Origin of the sequence: Flavobacterium pygoscelis, from assembly GCF_023162025.1 — a bacterium.
GTDB classification, from domain to species: domain Bacteria; phylum Bacteroidota; class Bacteroidia; order Flavobacteriales; family Flavobacteriaceae; genus Flavobacterium; species Flavobacterium pygoscelis.
Genome location: NZ_JALNUB010000007.1, coordinates 1 through 16,191 on the forward strand (window position 1 = coordinate 1; position 16,191 = coordinate 16,191).

The 16,191-nt window shown below is 30.4% G+C and carries 14 protein-coding genes and 1 rRNA gene; 8 read left to right on the forward strand and 7 right to left on the reverse strand.

The window, feature by feature from the left end; translation table 11 throughout:
* The first annotated feature begins 5 nt into the window (after nucleotides 1-5).
* Nucleotides 6-115, forward strand: a 5S ribosomal RNA gene (gene rrf / locus MW871_RS11760).
* 234 nt (nucleotides 116-349) lie between these two features.
* A complete protein-coding gene (locus MW871_RS11765) occupies nucleotides 350-1,969 on the forward strand; it encodes an amidase (RefSeq protein ID WP_248428714.1) in 1,620 nt (539 codons plus the stop codon).
* Between the two features lie 37 nt (nucleotides 1,970-2,006).
* Here MW871_RS11765 and MW871_RS11770 read toward each other — a convergent pair whose 3' ends face one another.
* From MW871_RS11770 to MW871_RS11780, 3 genes are read right to left on the reverse strand one after another with little or no spacing between them, the layout of a single operon-like run.
* Nucleotides 2,007-2,651 (reverse strand): endonuclease III domain-containing protein, encoded by a 645-nt coding sequence (locus tag MW871_RS11770; RefSeq protein ID WP_248428715.1) that lies wholly within the window; start codon nucleotides 2,649-2,651, stop codon nucleotides 2,007-2,009.
* Nucleotides 2,652-2,653: 2 nt separating this feature from the next.
* On the reverse strand, nucleotides 2,654-3,046 hold the full coding sequence (msrB, locus tag MW871_RS11775; RefSeq protein WP_248428717.1) for a peptide-methionine (R)-S-oxide reductase MsrB: 393 nt from the start codon (nucleotides 3,044-3,046) through the stop codon (nucleotides 2,654-2,656).
* Between the two features lie 33 nt (nucleotides 3,047-3,079).
* The gene (locus tag MW871_RS11780) at nucleotides 3,080-3,943 is read right to left on the reverse strand and encodes an alpha/beta hydrolase (protein ID WP_188051071.1); all 864 of its coding nucleotides are present in this window, start codon (nucleotides 3,941-3,943) and stop codon (nucleotides 3,080-3,082) included.
* 489 nt (nucleotides 3,944-4,432) lie between these two features.
* Between MW871_RS11780 and MW871_RS11785 the strand changes: the two genes are divergently transcribed.
* Both MW871_RS11785 and MW871_RS11790 read left to right on the forward strand, forming a co-directional pair.
* Complete coding sequence (locus MW871_RS11785) at nucleotides 4,433-5,245, forward strand: M48 family metallopeptidase (RefSeq protein ID WP_188051070.1); 813 nt, start codon at nucleotides 4,433-4,435, stop codon at nucleotides 5,243-5,245.
* A 145-nt stretch (nucleotides 5,246-5,390) separates the two neighbouring features.
* Complete coding sequence (locus MW871_RS11790; protein WP_248428718.1) at nucleotides 5,391-6,716, forward strand: MFS transporter; 1,326 nt, start codon at nucleotides 5,391-5,393, stop codon at nucleotides 6,714-6,716.
* A 38-nt stretch (nucleotides 6,717-6,754) separates the two neighbouring features.
* On the opposite strand, the gene MW871_RS11795 is transcribed toward MW871_RS11790, so the two are convergent.
* From MW871_RS11795 to MW871_RS11810, 4 genes are read right to left on the reverse strand one after another with little or no spacing between them, the layout of a single operon-like run.
* Complete coding sequence (locus tag MW871_RS11795) at nucleotides 6,755-7,489, reverse strand: head GIN domain-containing protein (protein WP_248428720.1); 735 nt, start codon at nucleotides 7,487-7,489, stop codon at nucleotides 6,755-6,757.
* Between the two features lie 17 nt (nucleotides 7,490-7,506).
* Complete coding sequence (locus MW871_RS11800; RefSeq protein ID WP_248428722.1) at nucleotides 7,507-8,592, reverse strand: hypothetical protein; 1,086 nt, start codon at nucleotides 8,590-8,592, stop codon at nucleotides 7,507-7,509.
* Nucleotides 8,552-9,088, reverse strand: coding sequence for an anti-sigma factor (locus tag MW871_RS11805; RefSeq protein WP_248428723.1), 537 nt, complete (start codon nucleotides 9,086-9,088; stop codon nucleotides 8,552-8,554). The genes MW871_RS11800 and MW871_RS11805 overlap by 41 nt, the downstream gene beginning before the upstream one ends.
* Complete coding sequence (locus MW871_RS11810) at nucleotides 9,085-9,639, reverse strand: RNA polymerase sigma factor (RefSeq protein ID WP_248428725.1); 555 nt, start codon at nucleotides 9,637-9,639, stop codon at nucleotides 9,085-9,087. The genes MW871_RS11805 and MW871_RS11810 overlap by 4 nt, the downstream gene beginning before the upstream one ends.
* Before the next feature lie 309 nt (nucleotides 9,640-9,948).
* On the opposite strand from MW871_RS11810, the gene lon reads away from it, so the two are divergent.
* The 4 genes from lon (at nucleotide 9,949) to MW871_RS11830 (ending at nucleotide 15,745) form a co-directional block, all read left to right on the forward strand.
* Nucleotides 9,949-12,399 (forward strand): endopeptidase La, encoded by a 2,451-nt coding sequence (lon, locus tag MW871_RS11815; RefSeq protein WP_210646604.1) that lies wholly within the window; start codon nucleotides 9,949-9,951, stop codon nucleotides 12,397-12,399.
* A 143-nt stretch (nucleotides 12,400-12,542) separates the two neighbouring features.
* Nucleotides 12,543-13,562, forward strand: a complete 1,020-nt coding sequence (gene porQ, locus MW871_RS11820) for a type IX secretion system protein PorQ (protein WP_248428727.1) — start codon at nucleotides 12,543-12,545, stop codon at nucleotides 13,560-13,562.
* 37 nt (nucleotides 13,563-13,599) lie between these two features.
* A complete protein-coding gene (gene cmk / locus MW871_RS11825) occupies nucleotides 13,600-14,295 on the forward strand; it encodes a (d)CMP kinase (RefSeq protein ID WP_248428730.1) in 696 nt (231 codons plus the stop codon).
* Between the two features lie 73 nt (nucleotides 14,296-14,368).
* Nucleotides 14,369-15,745: a nucleoside permease gene (locus MW871_RS11830; protein ID WP_248428731.1), complete on the forward strand. Its 1,377-nt coding sequence runs from the start codon at nucleotides 14,369-14,371 to the stop codon at nucleotides 15,743-15,745.
* Nucleotides 15,746-16,191: the final 446 nt, after the last annotated feature.

The window sequence follows — 16,191 nt, forward strand, 5'->3', positions numbered from 1 at the left end:
GACCTTAAGGTGGTTATTGCGGCGGGGCTCACCTCTTCCCATCCCGAACAGAGTAGTTAAGCCCGCCTGCGCAGATGGTACTGCAGTTATGTGGGAGAGTATGTCGTCGCCTTTCTTTAAAAACCCTTCATCTATCGATGAAGGGTTTTTTGTTTTATATCAAATCCCCATTTTAATCTTCTATTTGTAATTAAAATATTGAGCCTGTTTTAATTATTATTAAAATTTATTTATTAATGAATAAATTAACTAATTAAAGTGATTTTTTAATTATAAATTTTAAAAATTACTAAATATAAACTAGATTTGATTAATTGTTTAAATTATTAATATAGTCTATATTTTATTTATGAAAAGAAGAGCTTTTTTAACTACCGCTACTTTAGCATCAGCAGGTTTATCTACATTTTTAATTTCTGGATGTGAAAATAAAAATAAAGATAATAACACGGATAATATATTTCAATCATACGAACCTTTTGAGTTAGATGAAGAAACAATAAGTAGTTTAACAGAAAAGTTGAGTTCTGGTACATATAGTTCTGAACAATTAGTTAAGTTGTATTTGCAACGTATTGAAGGTATTGACAATAAAGGAGCCAAATTAAATTCTGTAATTGAATTGAATCCTGATGCATTATCTATTGCAAAAACTATGGATTCAGAATTGAAATCTAATAAAAAAAGAGGTCCTTTACACGGTATTCCAGTTTTAATTAAAGATAATATTGATACAGCTGATAAAATGCAAACTACAGCGGGATCATTAGCTTTAGTAGGAAATATTGCTTCAAAAGATGCTTTTATTGTTACTAAGTTGCGAGAAGCTGGAGCTATAATACTAGGAAAAACTAACTTAAGTGAATGGGCTAATTTTCGTTCCACAAAGTCTTGTTCAGGGTGGAGTAGTAGAGGTGGTCAAACTAAAAATCCATATTTTTTAGATCATAATCCTTGTGGTTCAAGTGCAGGTTCAGGAGCAGCTGTATCTGCAAATTTGTGTGTAGTTTCAGTAGGAACTGAAACAGACGGTTCTATTGTTTGTCCTGCTTCTGTAAACGGTGTTGTAGGTATTAAACCAACTGTTGGTTTAGTGAGTAGAACGGGAATAATACCTATTTCTAAAACACAAGATACGGCAGGTCCTATGGCTAGAACGGTTCATGATGCCGCCATTTTATTAGGAGTATTAGCAGCTATAGATTCAAATGATACAGTTACCGAAGAGAGCAGAGGGAAAAGTTTTACCGATTACACTAAATTTTTAGATATAAATGCTTTAAATGGAAAGAGAATTGGGGTAGAGAAAAAAAAACAAGGAACTAACAAATATGTTAACGCTCTTTTTGAAGAGACTTTAGAACTTTTAAAAAAACAAGGTGCTTTAATAATTGAAATTGATTATTTAGATGAAATTAATTCTTTAAGCAATTCTGAATTTGAGGTTTTACAATTTGAATTTAAGGAGGGATTAAATGGTTATTTAGCTTCTGCAAATTCAAAAGTAAAAAATTTGAATGATGTCATTAAGTTTAATAATGATAATGAAGATAAAGCAATGCCATATTTTAAACAAGAATTATTAGAAAGTTCAAATGCGAAAACTGATTTGGATGATAAAAAATATTTAGAAGCTTTAGAAAAAAGTCATTATACTAGTAAAAATATTTTAAATGCTATTTTTAGAGAGAAAAAATTAGATGCTATTTGTGGTATAACCATGGGGCCAACTTGTAGCATAGATACTATTTACGGAGATCGCTGGGGAGAGTATTCATTAACTACACCAGCTGCAATTAGTGGTTTTCCTCATATTACCGTTCCTTGCGGTACTGTTTATAATTTACCAGTAGGTCTCTCTTTTTTTGGAACACCCTATACTGAAAATACATTAATAGCAATTGGTTACGCTTATGAACAAGCTTCTAAAAAAAGAGTAAAACCAGAATTTAAATCTTCTTTTATATAAGAGGATTTATTTTAGAATTTAAGCTTAGGCCTATTTGTTACTTTATAATTTTTGAATAATAAAGACAAATTTCCTTAATTGGGCATTCTATACATTTGGGTATTGGTCTACAAATTTCTCTTCCGAGGAAAGAAATAGCCATCCCAATTTTGCCCCAAATTTCTTGTGGAAGCACTTGCATTAATTGTTTCTCAGCTTTAATGCCATCTTTGGTTTCTGTTATTAATCCAATTCTGGGTGCAACTCGTATTACGTGTAAATCAGCTATGACACCTACTGCTGGCATTTTTGCTTCTCTCATAATAACATTGGCTGATTTTCTTCCAATCCCTTTTAGCGCGATCAAACCATCCATTGTTAGAGGAATATTGCTGTCTTTCTTAATTATTTTTGAAATTTCTATTAACCAACGCGCATTATTTCCAAAATTTTTAACTTTCGATATATACGAAATTATCGCTTCTACATTGGAAATAGCTAAACTTTCCATATTAGGGTAAACTTTAAATAATGGAGGAGCGATGGTGTTTATATTTGCATCAGAATCTTGAGCAGATAACACTACCATCACCACTAACTGATATAAATTTTGATACTCTAATGGATGCTTTTTGCCTTTATATTTTTTTAGAATAGGTTCTAGCTTTTCTGCCCAATCATTTGATTTTCCAAATAAATCCATAATTATTCTTCTTTAAAATCAACTGATAGAGAGTTTACACAATAACGTTGTCCGGTTTTTGTAGGTCCATCATCAAAAACATGACCTAAATGGCTTCCGCAATTTGCACATAGTATTTCGGTGCGTTTCATGCCATGAGTTACATCAGAAATGTATTCTACTTTTTCAGCAATTGATTCGTCATATGAAGGCCATCCACAATGCGCATCAAACTTAGTATTACTTTCAAATAAAGGTTCTCCACATGCTCCACAGCAGTAAGTTCCTTTTTCAAAGTTTAAATTATATTTTCCTGTATGTGGATATTCAGTTCCTTTTTTACGAAGAATTCTATAGCGTTCTTCTCCAAGTTCTGATTTCCATTCATCTTCTGATTTTTCAATTTGATATTTCATCTTTTTTGCGTTAAAGTTTTTTAATTATAATCTTCATGAATTAATAAACTGAATTGTTTTTTCAATTACAGCTGTATTTCCAAGAATTTTTCGGTGACCTAATCCTTCTGTAAGCATTAATTCTCCATTTTTTAAATTTTCATGAATATGAATTCCAGCTTTTACTGGTACTTCAGGGTCATTTTGATCATGGATTACTAAAACTGGAATGTCAGTTTTAGCAGCAGCTAAATATGCCGAATAACTATTCATTTCAATGCCATATTTATTTTCAAAATGCAATTGTATCAATTTACTTATTTTCGGATTTAACTCTAATTTAGCCACAAAATCATCCATTATATCTTCTACAATATCTCCACTACCAATTACAACTGCATGATTTACTTTCAATCCTTTTTTTATTGCGTTAAGAACTGACATTCCTCCTAAAGAGTGACCAATTGCGGCTTCAAAATGGCCTAATTGATTATCGATTTCTAAAATTGTTTCTATAAAATCAGTCATTATGGTCATTTTCCCAGGAGATTTTCCATGTGCTGGAGCATCAAAACTAACAGTAGAATAACCAACTTTTTGCAGTTCATCAGCAATTTTAAATAATTGAGTACCACGGCCTGACCATCCATGTACTAATAAAACTTTTTTTTGACTTTCTCCATATTGATACAAAACAACTTCTTTGTTAATTGATGGTATTAAAATTGTTTTTTGATGACTTTTAAGCTCCATTTCTAATTCTCTCTTTGGCACTTTATGTTTTATAGGAGAAGTAAAGAGTCTTGCTGCAAATAGTGTAATTAGTTTGGGTGATATAGAAGCGATTATTTTACTGGTTACTAAAATTATTTTGGGAATTTTTAAAGCTTGAGTATGAACGGAAGATTTCTTTGTCATAAGATTTATTTATGCGATTTTATATTTTTATAATTCTTAAAAAATATAAAAGTACTGTTTTTATCAGTTTTTCTAATCATTCTTAACATTTTACCAGAAAAATAAAATTTAATCTAAATGATTATTTACAAAATATATTTTGAGTTTTTATCCGAAATTATATTTTAAAGTACAAATAATATTATTAATTGAATTTGCAATTTAACAGATATAAGTTACTTAGATTCTTACTTTAGAATTTTATTTATTATTAATTTTACTCAAAATAAATACTCATTTTAACTATATGATTATAAAATACTAATCATTTAAAAAAATGATTACTAAAAATTTTTTTATCTAGATTGTTTTTATTAGTTCTATTAAAGTACTTTATAATGTTCTCTTTCACTCTTAAAATAACTATAATTTTGAAATTTTATTTTTTAATTATGTAAATAATTAAATTTATAATACTTGTATATTTGCTTTAATAATAAAAATTAGATTATGAAAAAAAATATATTTTTAGGGATACTGATGCTAGTCTTAGTGTATTCTTGCGCAACTAACCCTATTACAGGTAAAAAAGTTTTAAATTTAGTTTCCAATAGTGAGCTGTTTCCGTCTGCTTTTCAACAATATGGAACTTTTTTGAAAGAAAATAAAGTTATTAGTGGTACTGCTGACGCTAAAAAAGTGGAAGTTGTTGGAATGAAAATTAAAGCAGCAGCTGAAAAATATTTGAAATATTTAGGTCAAGGTGAATATTTAAAAGACTATCGTTGGGAATATAAATTAATTGATAGTAAGGAAGTAAATGCTTGGTGTATGCCAGGAGGAAAAATTGTGGTGTATTCAGGGATTTTGCCTGTGACTAAGAATGATGCTGGTTTAGCAACTGTAATGGGACATGAGGTTTCTCACGCATTGGCAAACCACGGAGCACAACGTATGAGTGCTTCACAATTACAAGAAATTGTTGGAGCTGGAGTTTCAGTTGCAACTTCTGGAAAAAGTCAACAAACACAACAAATTTGGAGTCAAGCTTATGGTATTGGTTCTCAAGTTGGAGTGATGTTACCCTTTAGTAGAAATCATGAAACAGAAGCAGACAAAATAGGTTTAACTTTAATGGCTATTGCAGGATACAACCCAGAGGAATCAATTACTTTTTGGTCTAGAATGGCAGCACAGTCTTCAGGTCAAGCTCCACCAGAATTTATGAGTACTCACCCATCAGATGCGACCAGAATTGCAAACTTACAAGCATTAATTCCAGAAGCAAAAGCAACTGCGGCTAAGGTTGGAATTATAAAATAATATTCTGTATAAAAATTTTAAAAGGCTATTCTCAAATGAGAGTAGCCTTTTTTATTTAAAGTAAATAATATTAGAAAGAATTTGTTAATACTTAAAAATTAGTTTTTTAAATAATATTGGATAAATTCGCAAAAAAAATAATGATATGGCAGATTTACCAAAAGGGAATAAGAAATTATTAAATGCTTGGGCTTTTTACGATTGGGCAAATTCAGTTTATACACTGACAATTGTTTCAGCAGTTTTTCCTATTTTTTATGAAGCTCTTTTTTCTGATAGAAGTCATTATATCACTGTATTGGGTTTTAGTTTAAAGAATTCTGCTTTAATTAGCTTTGTTACTGCCGTTGCATTTTTGCTTGTAGCTTTTCTATCTCCACTATTATCTGGTATTGCAGATTATGTGGGTAATAAAAAAGCTTTTATGAAATTCTTCTGTTATTTAGGAGCTTTATCCTGTATGGGATTATATTGGTTTGATTTAGATAATATTTATGTTGGACTAGTATTTTATTTTTTTGGTTTAATTGGCTATTGGGGAAGTTTAGTTTTTTATAATTCTTATTTGCCAGATATTGCTTTTGTTGAACAGCAGGATAAAATTAGCGCCAAAGGTTATTCTATGGGATATATTGGAAGTGTCATTTTATTAGTTATTAATTTAGCAATGATAATGAAACCAAAACTTTTTAATATAACAGGTACTGATGGTGAAGCTGCTATGAAGGCGATGCGCTATTCGTTTGTAATGGTGGGAGTGTGGTGGATTCTTTTTAGCCAATATTCTTACTATTTTTTGCCTAAAGGGAATAAAAATAAGAATCAAAAAGTGACTCATCATGTTATCTTTAATGGGTTTAAAGAATTAAAAAAAGTATGGTCTATTTTGAAAGCTAATCTTGTTTTAAAGCGTTATTTAGGAAGCTTTTTTGTGTCGAGTATGGCTGTACAAACGGCTATGTTAGTAGCTACTTATTTTGGAGCTCAAGAAATTGCTTGGTCCTCTAAAGAAGAAAGTACCATAGGATTAATAATATGTATTTTATTAATTCAATTAGTAGCTATTATTGGAGCTTTGGTTACTTCAAAAGCTTCAGAAAAATTTGGAAACATACCTACTTTGATATTTATAAATGGATTTTGGGTATTAATTTGTGTGGGAGCATTCTTTATAAGCCAACCGCTAGAATTTTATGTTATGGCAACAATTGTTGGTTTTGTTATGGGAGGAATACAATCGCTATCTCGTTCTACCTATTCGAAATTGTTACCTGAGACAGAAGATACCGCTTCCTTTTTTAGTTTTTATGATGTAGCTGAAAAGATTGGAATTGTAATAGGAATGTTGGTTTATGGTATAATTGATCAAACAACAGGAAGTCCAAGATTTGGAATAGCGTCTTTAGCTGTGTTTTTTGTAATTGCTGTAGTTTTACTAAATAGAGTACCAAAAAAAGGTGTTTTAAATTAATAAAACACCTTTTTTAAAATCTCCATTCTAATTTATATTTATACTTTTTTTATGCTTCCAGAACCACTTACTTTAGTGTCCTTGTTTTGTGGATCTCCTATATATTTGATATCACCTGATCCATTTACTCTAGCATGAATACTTTCTGAACAAGAAACTGAACTATCACCTGAACCAGAAACTGTAACTTTAGCATTCTTTGCTGATAGACTACTTGCTTTGATATCTCCAGATCCGTTTAAGTTGCTAGTTATATTTTCTGTCTTACCATTGAGTACAATGTCGCCTGATCCAGTAAGATTTAGGTCGACGTTTTGTGATTCAACGCTTAATTTTATATCACCTGAGCCGGTTAATATAATAACAAACGAGTCTGATTTTATAAGTTTTTTTGATGTAATATCACCAGAGCCAGTCAATGAAACTTGATTCATAGTTTCTATAGGAACTTTTATCTCAATTTTTTTTCCTTTACTTGTATTGATGTTCTTGTTTTTCTCTGTGGTAATTTTTAACTCTTGATTTACTACTTCAATTATAATGTGCGGTAGCAAATTTTCTTCTCCCTTTATTGTAATGTCTCCTTCTTTTCCAGAAACTAATTCGACATCAAAAAAACCTATTACAGAAATTTTATCGTAAGAGGAAGTGGTTCTCTTTTCAGAAATAACATTTCCATTTCCTTTAATTCCTTGATTTGACTTCCATTGAGCTTGAACCATTGTTGTTGCTAAAAGTGTACATGCAACTAGTAAATAAATTGATTTTTTCATGATTTTGTGATTATTGATTAATGATTATTTGTTAATGATACGTTCCCATAATCGGAGATTATAGTAATATTATTGATTCCTTTTTTCTTGTAAAATCCCATATATTTTTTTGAATTAGAAATTTCTTCTTTTGAATTAATTTCTAGTTCATTACTATGATTAAAATTTGCATATTTTAAATCGATAGTAAAATCAAAAGCAAAATTGCTATCATATCCTATATCTATTCCTGTATATCCAGAAATAATATTTATGCTATTTGCTTTATCATTTATAGTTTCAATTTTTAAAGAGCTGTATTTTGTGTTTAATTTTAATTGATTAAATACTTCTCCTATTCTAATTGTCAAATAATTTCCGGAGGCATCTAATGATTGCACATTTTTAATTTTAATTTTACCATATTTACTGTTGTATTTTACAACATCACTTTCAATTATTTCAATATCGGTATAGTCTGAAATCAAATCTATTTTTCCAACTTGATTAATTTTCAAATTAGAATATTTTGCATTTATCGTACCATATTTAAAAAAATCAATACTAGAATTAGAACAATAATCAATTTGTATTGCACTAGTACTGAATAATTTTCCTAAATTTATTTTGCCATATTTACAATTAATTTCTGATAAGGAGTATAGATCAGTAGTACTTATATTTCCGTATTTATTATTGAGTTTTACACTTGCGTTTTTAGGGATTTTCAATGTGTAGTTAATTTCAAAACTATTATTTCTACCTTTATTTTTCGCACTAGAATTTCCTAGTATAGTTTTGGCTGAAATCATACCTTTTAATGCATTTATATCAATATTTATATCATTTATGCGCTGGTTTACCCAATTTTCATTATCACCACTTACTTTAATACTAATGTCAAGTTCTATTATATTTTCGTTCCAAGTTGTAACAGAAATATTACCATAGGAATTATCGATATATAGTGTAGCACCTGAGTTTACATAATAAGCTTTGTTAATATTTTTTTGTTTTGAATAGTTAAAATCATTTTCTGTAGAAAATGCAACAAAAGGAAACATGATAAACAAGAGCAGTATTTTATATTGTTTTTTCATCATGAATTTGTTTAGATTGTTCATTTTCTTCAATATGTTGTAAAACTGTTTGCAAGAAGGAAATTCTTGTTTGAAGATTGCTAATCATGGCATAAATAATTTGCTTACTTTCTCCATTGGTTTTTAATTCTTGAAGTATTTTATCATAATCCTGATCTAAAACCTTCATTTGTTTTAATGCATCAGTAATGATTTTTTTATTTTCAGGAGATTTTTTTTTTTTTATTTTATCTAATTCTTTTTGTATGATTACACTAAAAATAGAATCGGTCTGTCTTGTTTCTTTTGATGCAAATTGAAACTCTTTAGATTTTACTTCGCTTGTGTAGAAAACAAATATTCCTAATAAAACGGCTATTGAAGCAGCAATTGTAAGTGGAAAAAAATATTTTTTTGATTGTTTTTTAGTGTTTAATTTATTTAAAAATCTCTCGCCATGATCTTTCTCTAGTTCTGCGATATCCCATTGATGCTCCAGTTTTTGAAATAAGTTGTCTATTTTTTTATTTTCCTTTTTCATATCTCACCTAATTTTTTTCTTAAACAATCTTTTGCTCTACTTAATGTAGTTCGACAATTGGCATAGCTAATATTTAATATTTCACTAATTTCTTCAGAATCATATCCTTCTATGTAAAACAGTGTCAAAATCATTCTGTAACTGTATTTTAATGAATTAATAGTTTCTAAAATCTGTTGTACTTTTAAATTATTGAAGGAATCATCATCTGAAATATCAATTTCATTTTCTTCTTTTTTATAAAGGGCAGTATCAAAATCTTCCGTTTTAAATTGATTATTTTTTTTATAAAAATCAATACTCGAGTTAACAATAATTCTTTTCAGCCATGCGCCAAAACTAACCTCTTGTTTAAAATCGCTTATTTTATTAAAAGCTTTTAAAAAACCTTCTTGCATTACATCTTCAGCAAAATGGGCATCTTTTACAATTCTATAGGAAACATTGTACATAGCCTTAGCATAGCGATTATAAACTTCGCATTGTGCTTTTTGGCTTTTTTGCTTACAAAGCAAAATCAGTTTTTCGATATTCTCTTGTTCTAAACTCAAACAGTTAGTTGTAATTTATTATAAAGACGCACTTTTTTATTGTTTGTTACAGTTTATAAAATTAAACTTTTAATTTTCTTTTATCAGATTTTCAAGGGATTAATATATTTACTTGATGCTAACATTAATAATTGTTTGTACTATTTTAAATAGTTGATAAGGACAATATTTTGGCATAGAGATTGTCTCTTTTAGCCATTAGCAAATAATGAGTGTTAAACTAAGATTTTATTATATTAGACTACTTTGAAATCTTATATTTGCTTAAAGATTGATTTTTTTTAATGACAAAAAGACTTAAAACAATATATGTCAAATCATAAAATACTTACTATTGACAATCTGTCACTTCAAGAATTTGATTCGGAAGCAGATTTAATTCCACTATTAACTCCAGAAGACGAGGAGGAAATGAATAACGAAGCTTTACCTGAATTGTTGGCTATTTTACCACTGCGTAATATGGTTTTATTTCCTGGAGTAGTTATTCCAATTACAGCAGGACGTGATAAATCAATTAAATTGATAAACGATGCAAATGCAGCAGGTAAAACGATTGGTGTTGTTGCTCAAATTAATGAGGAAGACGAAGACCCAACAAAAAATGATATTCATAGAATAGGAACAGTTGCTCGTATTTTGAGAGTTCTAAAAATGCCTGACGGAAATGTTACGGTGATACTTCAAGGGAAAAAACGATTTGAAATCGAATCTGTTGTTGAAGAATTACCCTATCTCACTGCCAAAATTAAGGAAGTTCCAGAAAAAAGACCTAAGAAAAATGATACTGAATTTATAGCAATACTCGACTCTGTCAAAGAATTAGCAATTCAGATTATTAAAGAAAGTCCTAACATTCCAAGCGAAGCAACTTTTGCAATCAAGAATATTGAGAGTCAATCTTTTTTGATCAATTTTGTTACTTCAAACATGAATTTGTCTGTTAAAGAAAAACAGGAGTTATTAGCAATAAATCATCTTAAGGATAGGGCGCTAGAAACTTTAAGACATATGAATATTGAGTTGCAAAAATTGGAACTTAAAAACGATATTCAATCTAAAGTGCGTTTTGATTTAGACCAACAACAACGCGAATATTTTCTTCACCAACAAATGAAAACCATCCAAGAAGAATTAGGTGGTGTATCTCAGGATGAGGAAATGGACGAAATGTTGCAGAAGTCATTGTCTAAGAAATGGGATGAGAAAACGAAAAAGCATTTTGAAAAGGAATTGTCAAAAATGCGTCGTATGAATCCGCAGGCACCAGATTTTGGGATTCAAAGAAATTATTTAGAATTATTTTTAGAGTTGCCATGGAATGAATTTTCTAAAGATAATTTTGATTTAAAAAGAGCTCAAAAAATTCTAGACAAAGATCATTTTGGTCTCGAAGATGTGAAGAAAAGAATGATTGAACATTTGGCCGTTTTAAAACTGCGAAATGATATGAAATCACCAATTATTTGCTTGACAGGACCTCCAGGTGTTGGTAAAACTTCAATTGGTCGTTCTATTGCTGAAGCCTTAGGAAGAGAATATGTTCGTATTTCTCTAGGTGGTTTGCGCGATGAGTCGGAGATTAGAGGTCATAGAAAGACTTATATTGGGGCAATGCCTGGAAGAATAATACAAAGTTTGAAAAAAGCGGGAACATCAAATCCGGTTTTTGTTTTAGATGAAATCGATAAATTATCAAATAGTCACAGTGGTGATCCATCATCGGCATTACTTGAAGTTTTAGACCCCGAGCAAAACAATTCTTTTTATGACAATTTCCTAGAAATGGGTTATGATTTATCTAAAGTAATGTTTATTGCCACTTCTAATAATATGGCAGCCATTCAGCCTGCTTTGCAAGACAGAATGGAAATCATTAGAATGTCTGGTTATACCATTGAAGAAAAAGTAGAAATTGCGCGTCAGCATTTGTTTCCAAGACAATTGAAAGAACACGGAATGACTTTAAAAGATTTAACTATTGGAAAAAAACAATTAGAAAAAATCGTTGAAGGTTATACTCGGGAATCGGGTGTTCGTGGTCTTGAAGCTAAAATTGCACAAGTGATCCGAAATGCTGCCAAATCTCTTGCAATGGAAGAAGAGTATAATAAAAAAGTTACTGATGAAGATATCTTAAAAGTATTAGGAGTTCCAAGATTAGGAAGGGATAAATACGAAAGTAATGATGTTGCTGGTGTTGTGACTGGATTGGCATGGACTTCAGTTGGTGGGGATATACTTTTTATAGAATCACTACTTTCGCCAGGAAAAGGTACGATGACAATTACAGGGAATTTAGGAAATGTAATGAAAGAATCGGCCACTATTGCTCTAGAATATATCAAAGCAAACACGAAACTTTTAGGACTAGATTCAGAAAAAATTGCTAAGTATAACATTCACCTGCATGTTCCAGAAGGAGCCACTCCAAAAGATGGACCAAGCGCCGGAATTGCGATGTTAACATCTCTTGTTTCTCTTTTTACTCAAAAAAGAGTAAAGAAAAACTTAGCTATGACGGGCGAAATTACTTTACGTGGAAAGGTTTTACCTGTTGGTGGTATTAAAGAAAAAATCTTAGCTGCTAAGAGAGCAAATATTAAAGAAATTATTTTGTGTCATGAAAATAAAAGTGATATTGATGAAATAAAAGCAGAATATCTTGAAGGATTAACTTTTCATTATGTAAAGGAAATGAGCGAAGTATTACAGTTTGCGCTAACCGATCAGAATGTAAAAAATGCTAAAGATTTATAGCTAAAGTAATCTTAATTAACAAACTCTAAATTCCAAACTTAATTTTAAGGATTGGAATTTAGAGTTTTTTTTTGATTTAGTTTAGATTTATAATTTTATCTTCGCAAATGCGTTTTCCTATCCTAAAATGCTCCTTTTAAAGCATGCTAAAAAAAACTTTATTATACGTTTTACTTTTTATTTGTACTGTTTCTTACAGTCAAATAGGAGGTAAGTATACTTATCAGTTTTTGAATTTAATTACCTCGCCAAGACAAGCTTCATTGGGAGGTAAAGTAATTACCATCTATGATGAAGATGTAAATCAAGCACAGTTTAATCCGGCAACTATAAATACAGAAATGCATAATCATTTGGCCTTAAATTACGGAAGCTATTTTAAGGAAGTTACTTATGGTACAGCGTCTTATGCCTATACTTACGATCAGCATTTACAAACTTTTCAGGCAGGTATAAATTATGTAAATTATGGTAGTTTTGATGGGTATGATGAAAATGGGCTGTATACAAATTCATTTACAGGAAGTGAAATAGCAGTTTCTTTTGGTTATGCTTATAATATTCCTTTTACAGCTATTCATCTTGGAGCGAGTGCTAAATTGATTTCCTCTAATTTAGAAACCTATCACTCTTTTGGTGGAGCACTAGATATTGGCGCTTTGTATGTTGATGAAGCAAATGACATAAATTGGGCTTTAGCTATCCGAAATATTGGAACACAATTTTCTACTTATAATGATGTCAATGAAAAACTACCACTGGAAATTATTGCAGGTGTATCTCAGGAATTAGAAAATGTGCCTATTCGATGGCATCTCACATTGGAAAATTTGCAACAATGGAAAATTGCTTTTGCAAATCCAGAAAGAGCAGAAGCCGCAATTGACGGAAAAGTAACACCTGAAAAAGTGTCATTTTTTAATAACGCATTACGTCATGTAATTATGGGGATTGAACTTTTTCCTAAAAAAACATTTAATTTGCGTCTTGGATATAATTTTAGAAGAGCTGAAGAATTGCGTATTTTAGAGCAGCGTAACTTTTCTGGAGTATCATTGGGATTTGGACTTAAATTGAATAAGCTTAAATTTAATTATTCCTATTCTAAGTATACAATAGCTGGAAATACAAGTCTTTTTGGATTGACCATTAATTTTCAATAAATATTCTCTTATAACATAAAACTTTAAAATTTAAATTTTGGATAAAAAAATCACTATCGCTATTGATGGATTTTCATCAACTGGAAAAAGTACTTTAGCAAAGCAACTGGCTAATTACTTAGGATATGTTTATGTAGATACAGGAGCGATGTATCGTGCTGTAGCTTTTTTTGCTATGCAAAATGAATTAATCAGTACTGAATTTTTCGATAAAGAATCCTTGATAAAAAGCTTACCATCTATTAAATTACAATTCAAATTTAACGCTGATTTAGGTTTTGCCGAAATGTATTTGAATGACGTAAATGTTGAAACTGAAATCAGAACGATAGAAGTTTCTCGTTTTGTGAGTAAAGTAGCCGAAGTTTCTGAGGTTCGTGCTAAACTAGTCGAACAGCAAAAAGAAATGGGAAAAGACAAAGCGATTGTTATGGATGGAAGAGATATTGGTACGGTAGTTTTTCCTGAGGCAGAGCTTAAAATATTCATGACATCGAGCGCAATAACCAGAGCAAAAAGACGTTACGATGAACTTGTTGCAAAAGGAGATGATGTTACATTTGAAGAAGTGCTAAAAAATGTAGAAGAGCGTGATTATATCGATACCAATCGTGAAGATTCTCCTTTGGTAATGGCTAATGATGCTGTAGAGATTGATAATTCCTATCTGAATCGTAAAGAGCAATTTGATGTTGTTTTAGAATTGGTAAATGATACCACTAAATCGATATAAATAGTTGTAAATTTCATTTTAAATAGTAGATTTACGCCCTGTTATTTTTTTAAAATAAAAAACAATTCATCACATGGGAATTAAAAATAGATTGATAATAATGAGTTTTCTTCAGTTTTTTGTTTGGGGAGCTTGGTTGATTACAATTGCAAATTATTGGTTTGGTACTAAGAATTGGGACGGAACACAATTTGGCCTTGTGTTTGGAACAATGGGAATTGCTTCTTTATTCATGCCAACCTTAACAGGAATAATGGCTGATAGATGGATCAATGCCGAGAAATTATACGGTATTCTTCATGTTTTATATGGGGTAGTTCTATTTTACATACCGCAAGTTTCAACTCCAGAGACTTTTATTTACATTATGCTTTTGGCTATGTGTTTTTATATGCCAACGATTGCTTTAAGTAATTCTATTTCTTATACTGCACTCAAGCTCAATAACAAAGATATTGTCAGTAATTTTCCTCCTATAAGAGTCTGGGGAACAATAGGATTTATAGCTGCGATGTGGATAACCAATTTAAGTGGTAATAAAGCTACTGAGTACCAGTTTTATATTGCTGGATTAGCCGCATTTATTTTAGGTATTTATTCCTTTACATTACCAAAATGTAAACCACAAAAATTATCTAAAGAAAATGCTTCGCTAATGGAAACATTAGGGTTAGAATCATTTAAGTTTTTTGCCGATTATAAAATGGCGTTGTTTTTTGTTTTCTCTATGTTTTTAGGAGGAGCCTTGCAATTGACGAATGCTTATGGTGATGTTTTCTTGGATGAATTTAAGCATTTTCCTAAATATGCAGATTCCTTTGTTGTTACTTATTCCACAATTATCATGTCTATCTCTCAGGTTTCTGAGACCTTATTTATATTGGCAATTCCTTTCTTTTTAAGACGATTCGGAATTAAACAAGTTATGTTAATCAGTATGTTGGCTTGGGTATTGCGTTTCGGATTATTTGCTTATGGAAACCCAACAACTGGTTTATGGATGATCGTTATGTCGTGTGTGGTTTATGGAATGGCGTTTGACTTTTTTAATATCTCCGGATCTTTATTTGTAGAAAGTAATACTGATGCAAAAAACCGTTCTTCGGCTCAAGGATTATTTATGATGATGACCAATGGAGTAGGAGCTATTTTTGGTAGTTTAACCTCTGGATGGGCTATTGATAAATTTTTCACAAAATCATTTACTAACACTACAGACTTAGCCAGTTTTCTTCAGACCGAAACTACTAATCCCAAAATGGTAGAGTTTATAAAAAGCCAAGGAAATGCAATTACTACTGATGGACTACTAAGCAAAGAAATTTTCATGAAAGATTGGCACACGATATGGTTGACTTTTGCTATTTATGCTTTGATTATCGCCATTGCGTTTGCCGTTTTGTTCAAACATAAACACGATCCAAAAGCGCTGGAAGGTTTTACACATTAAAAATTTAAAAAACCGATAACTACTTTAAGTTATCGGTTTTTTTATGTCTTAATGATGCGTATTACAAGAACCAACCAGCCTTTTGAAGCCTAGAAGCGTTCTATTATAATATCTAATTGAGGAATTTTTCAAAACATAGAATAATAAAACCTGATTTAGCCCCGATTGAAACGGCATCCTTTTTTCTTGTTTACAGCCTTTCGAGGGCTGGAAACTAGAAAAAAGATACAGTGAAAAGCGGGAATTTTAAGACCTGAAAAAGCCTCGATAATTCGCTTCTAATTCTTTTTATATTTAGTATTGATAGTCAATGAGTTAAATTTTGATTTCTTGTAAATTATGATTGATTAAATATTTTGCAGATAAATATAAAAGTGTTACTTTTGCAAACCTTTTGGTGAATAAGAGTTTCCTTTAGGGTTCAACTAATTATACAAACAACTTCT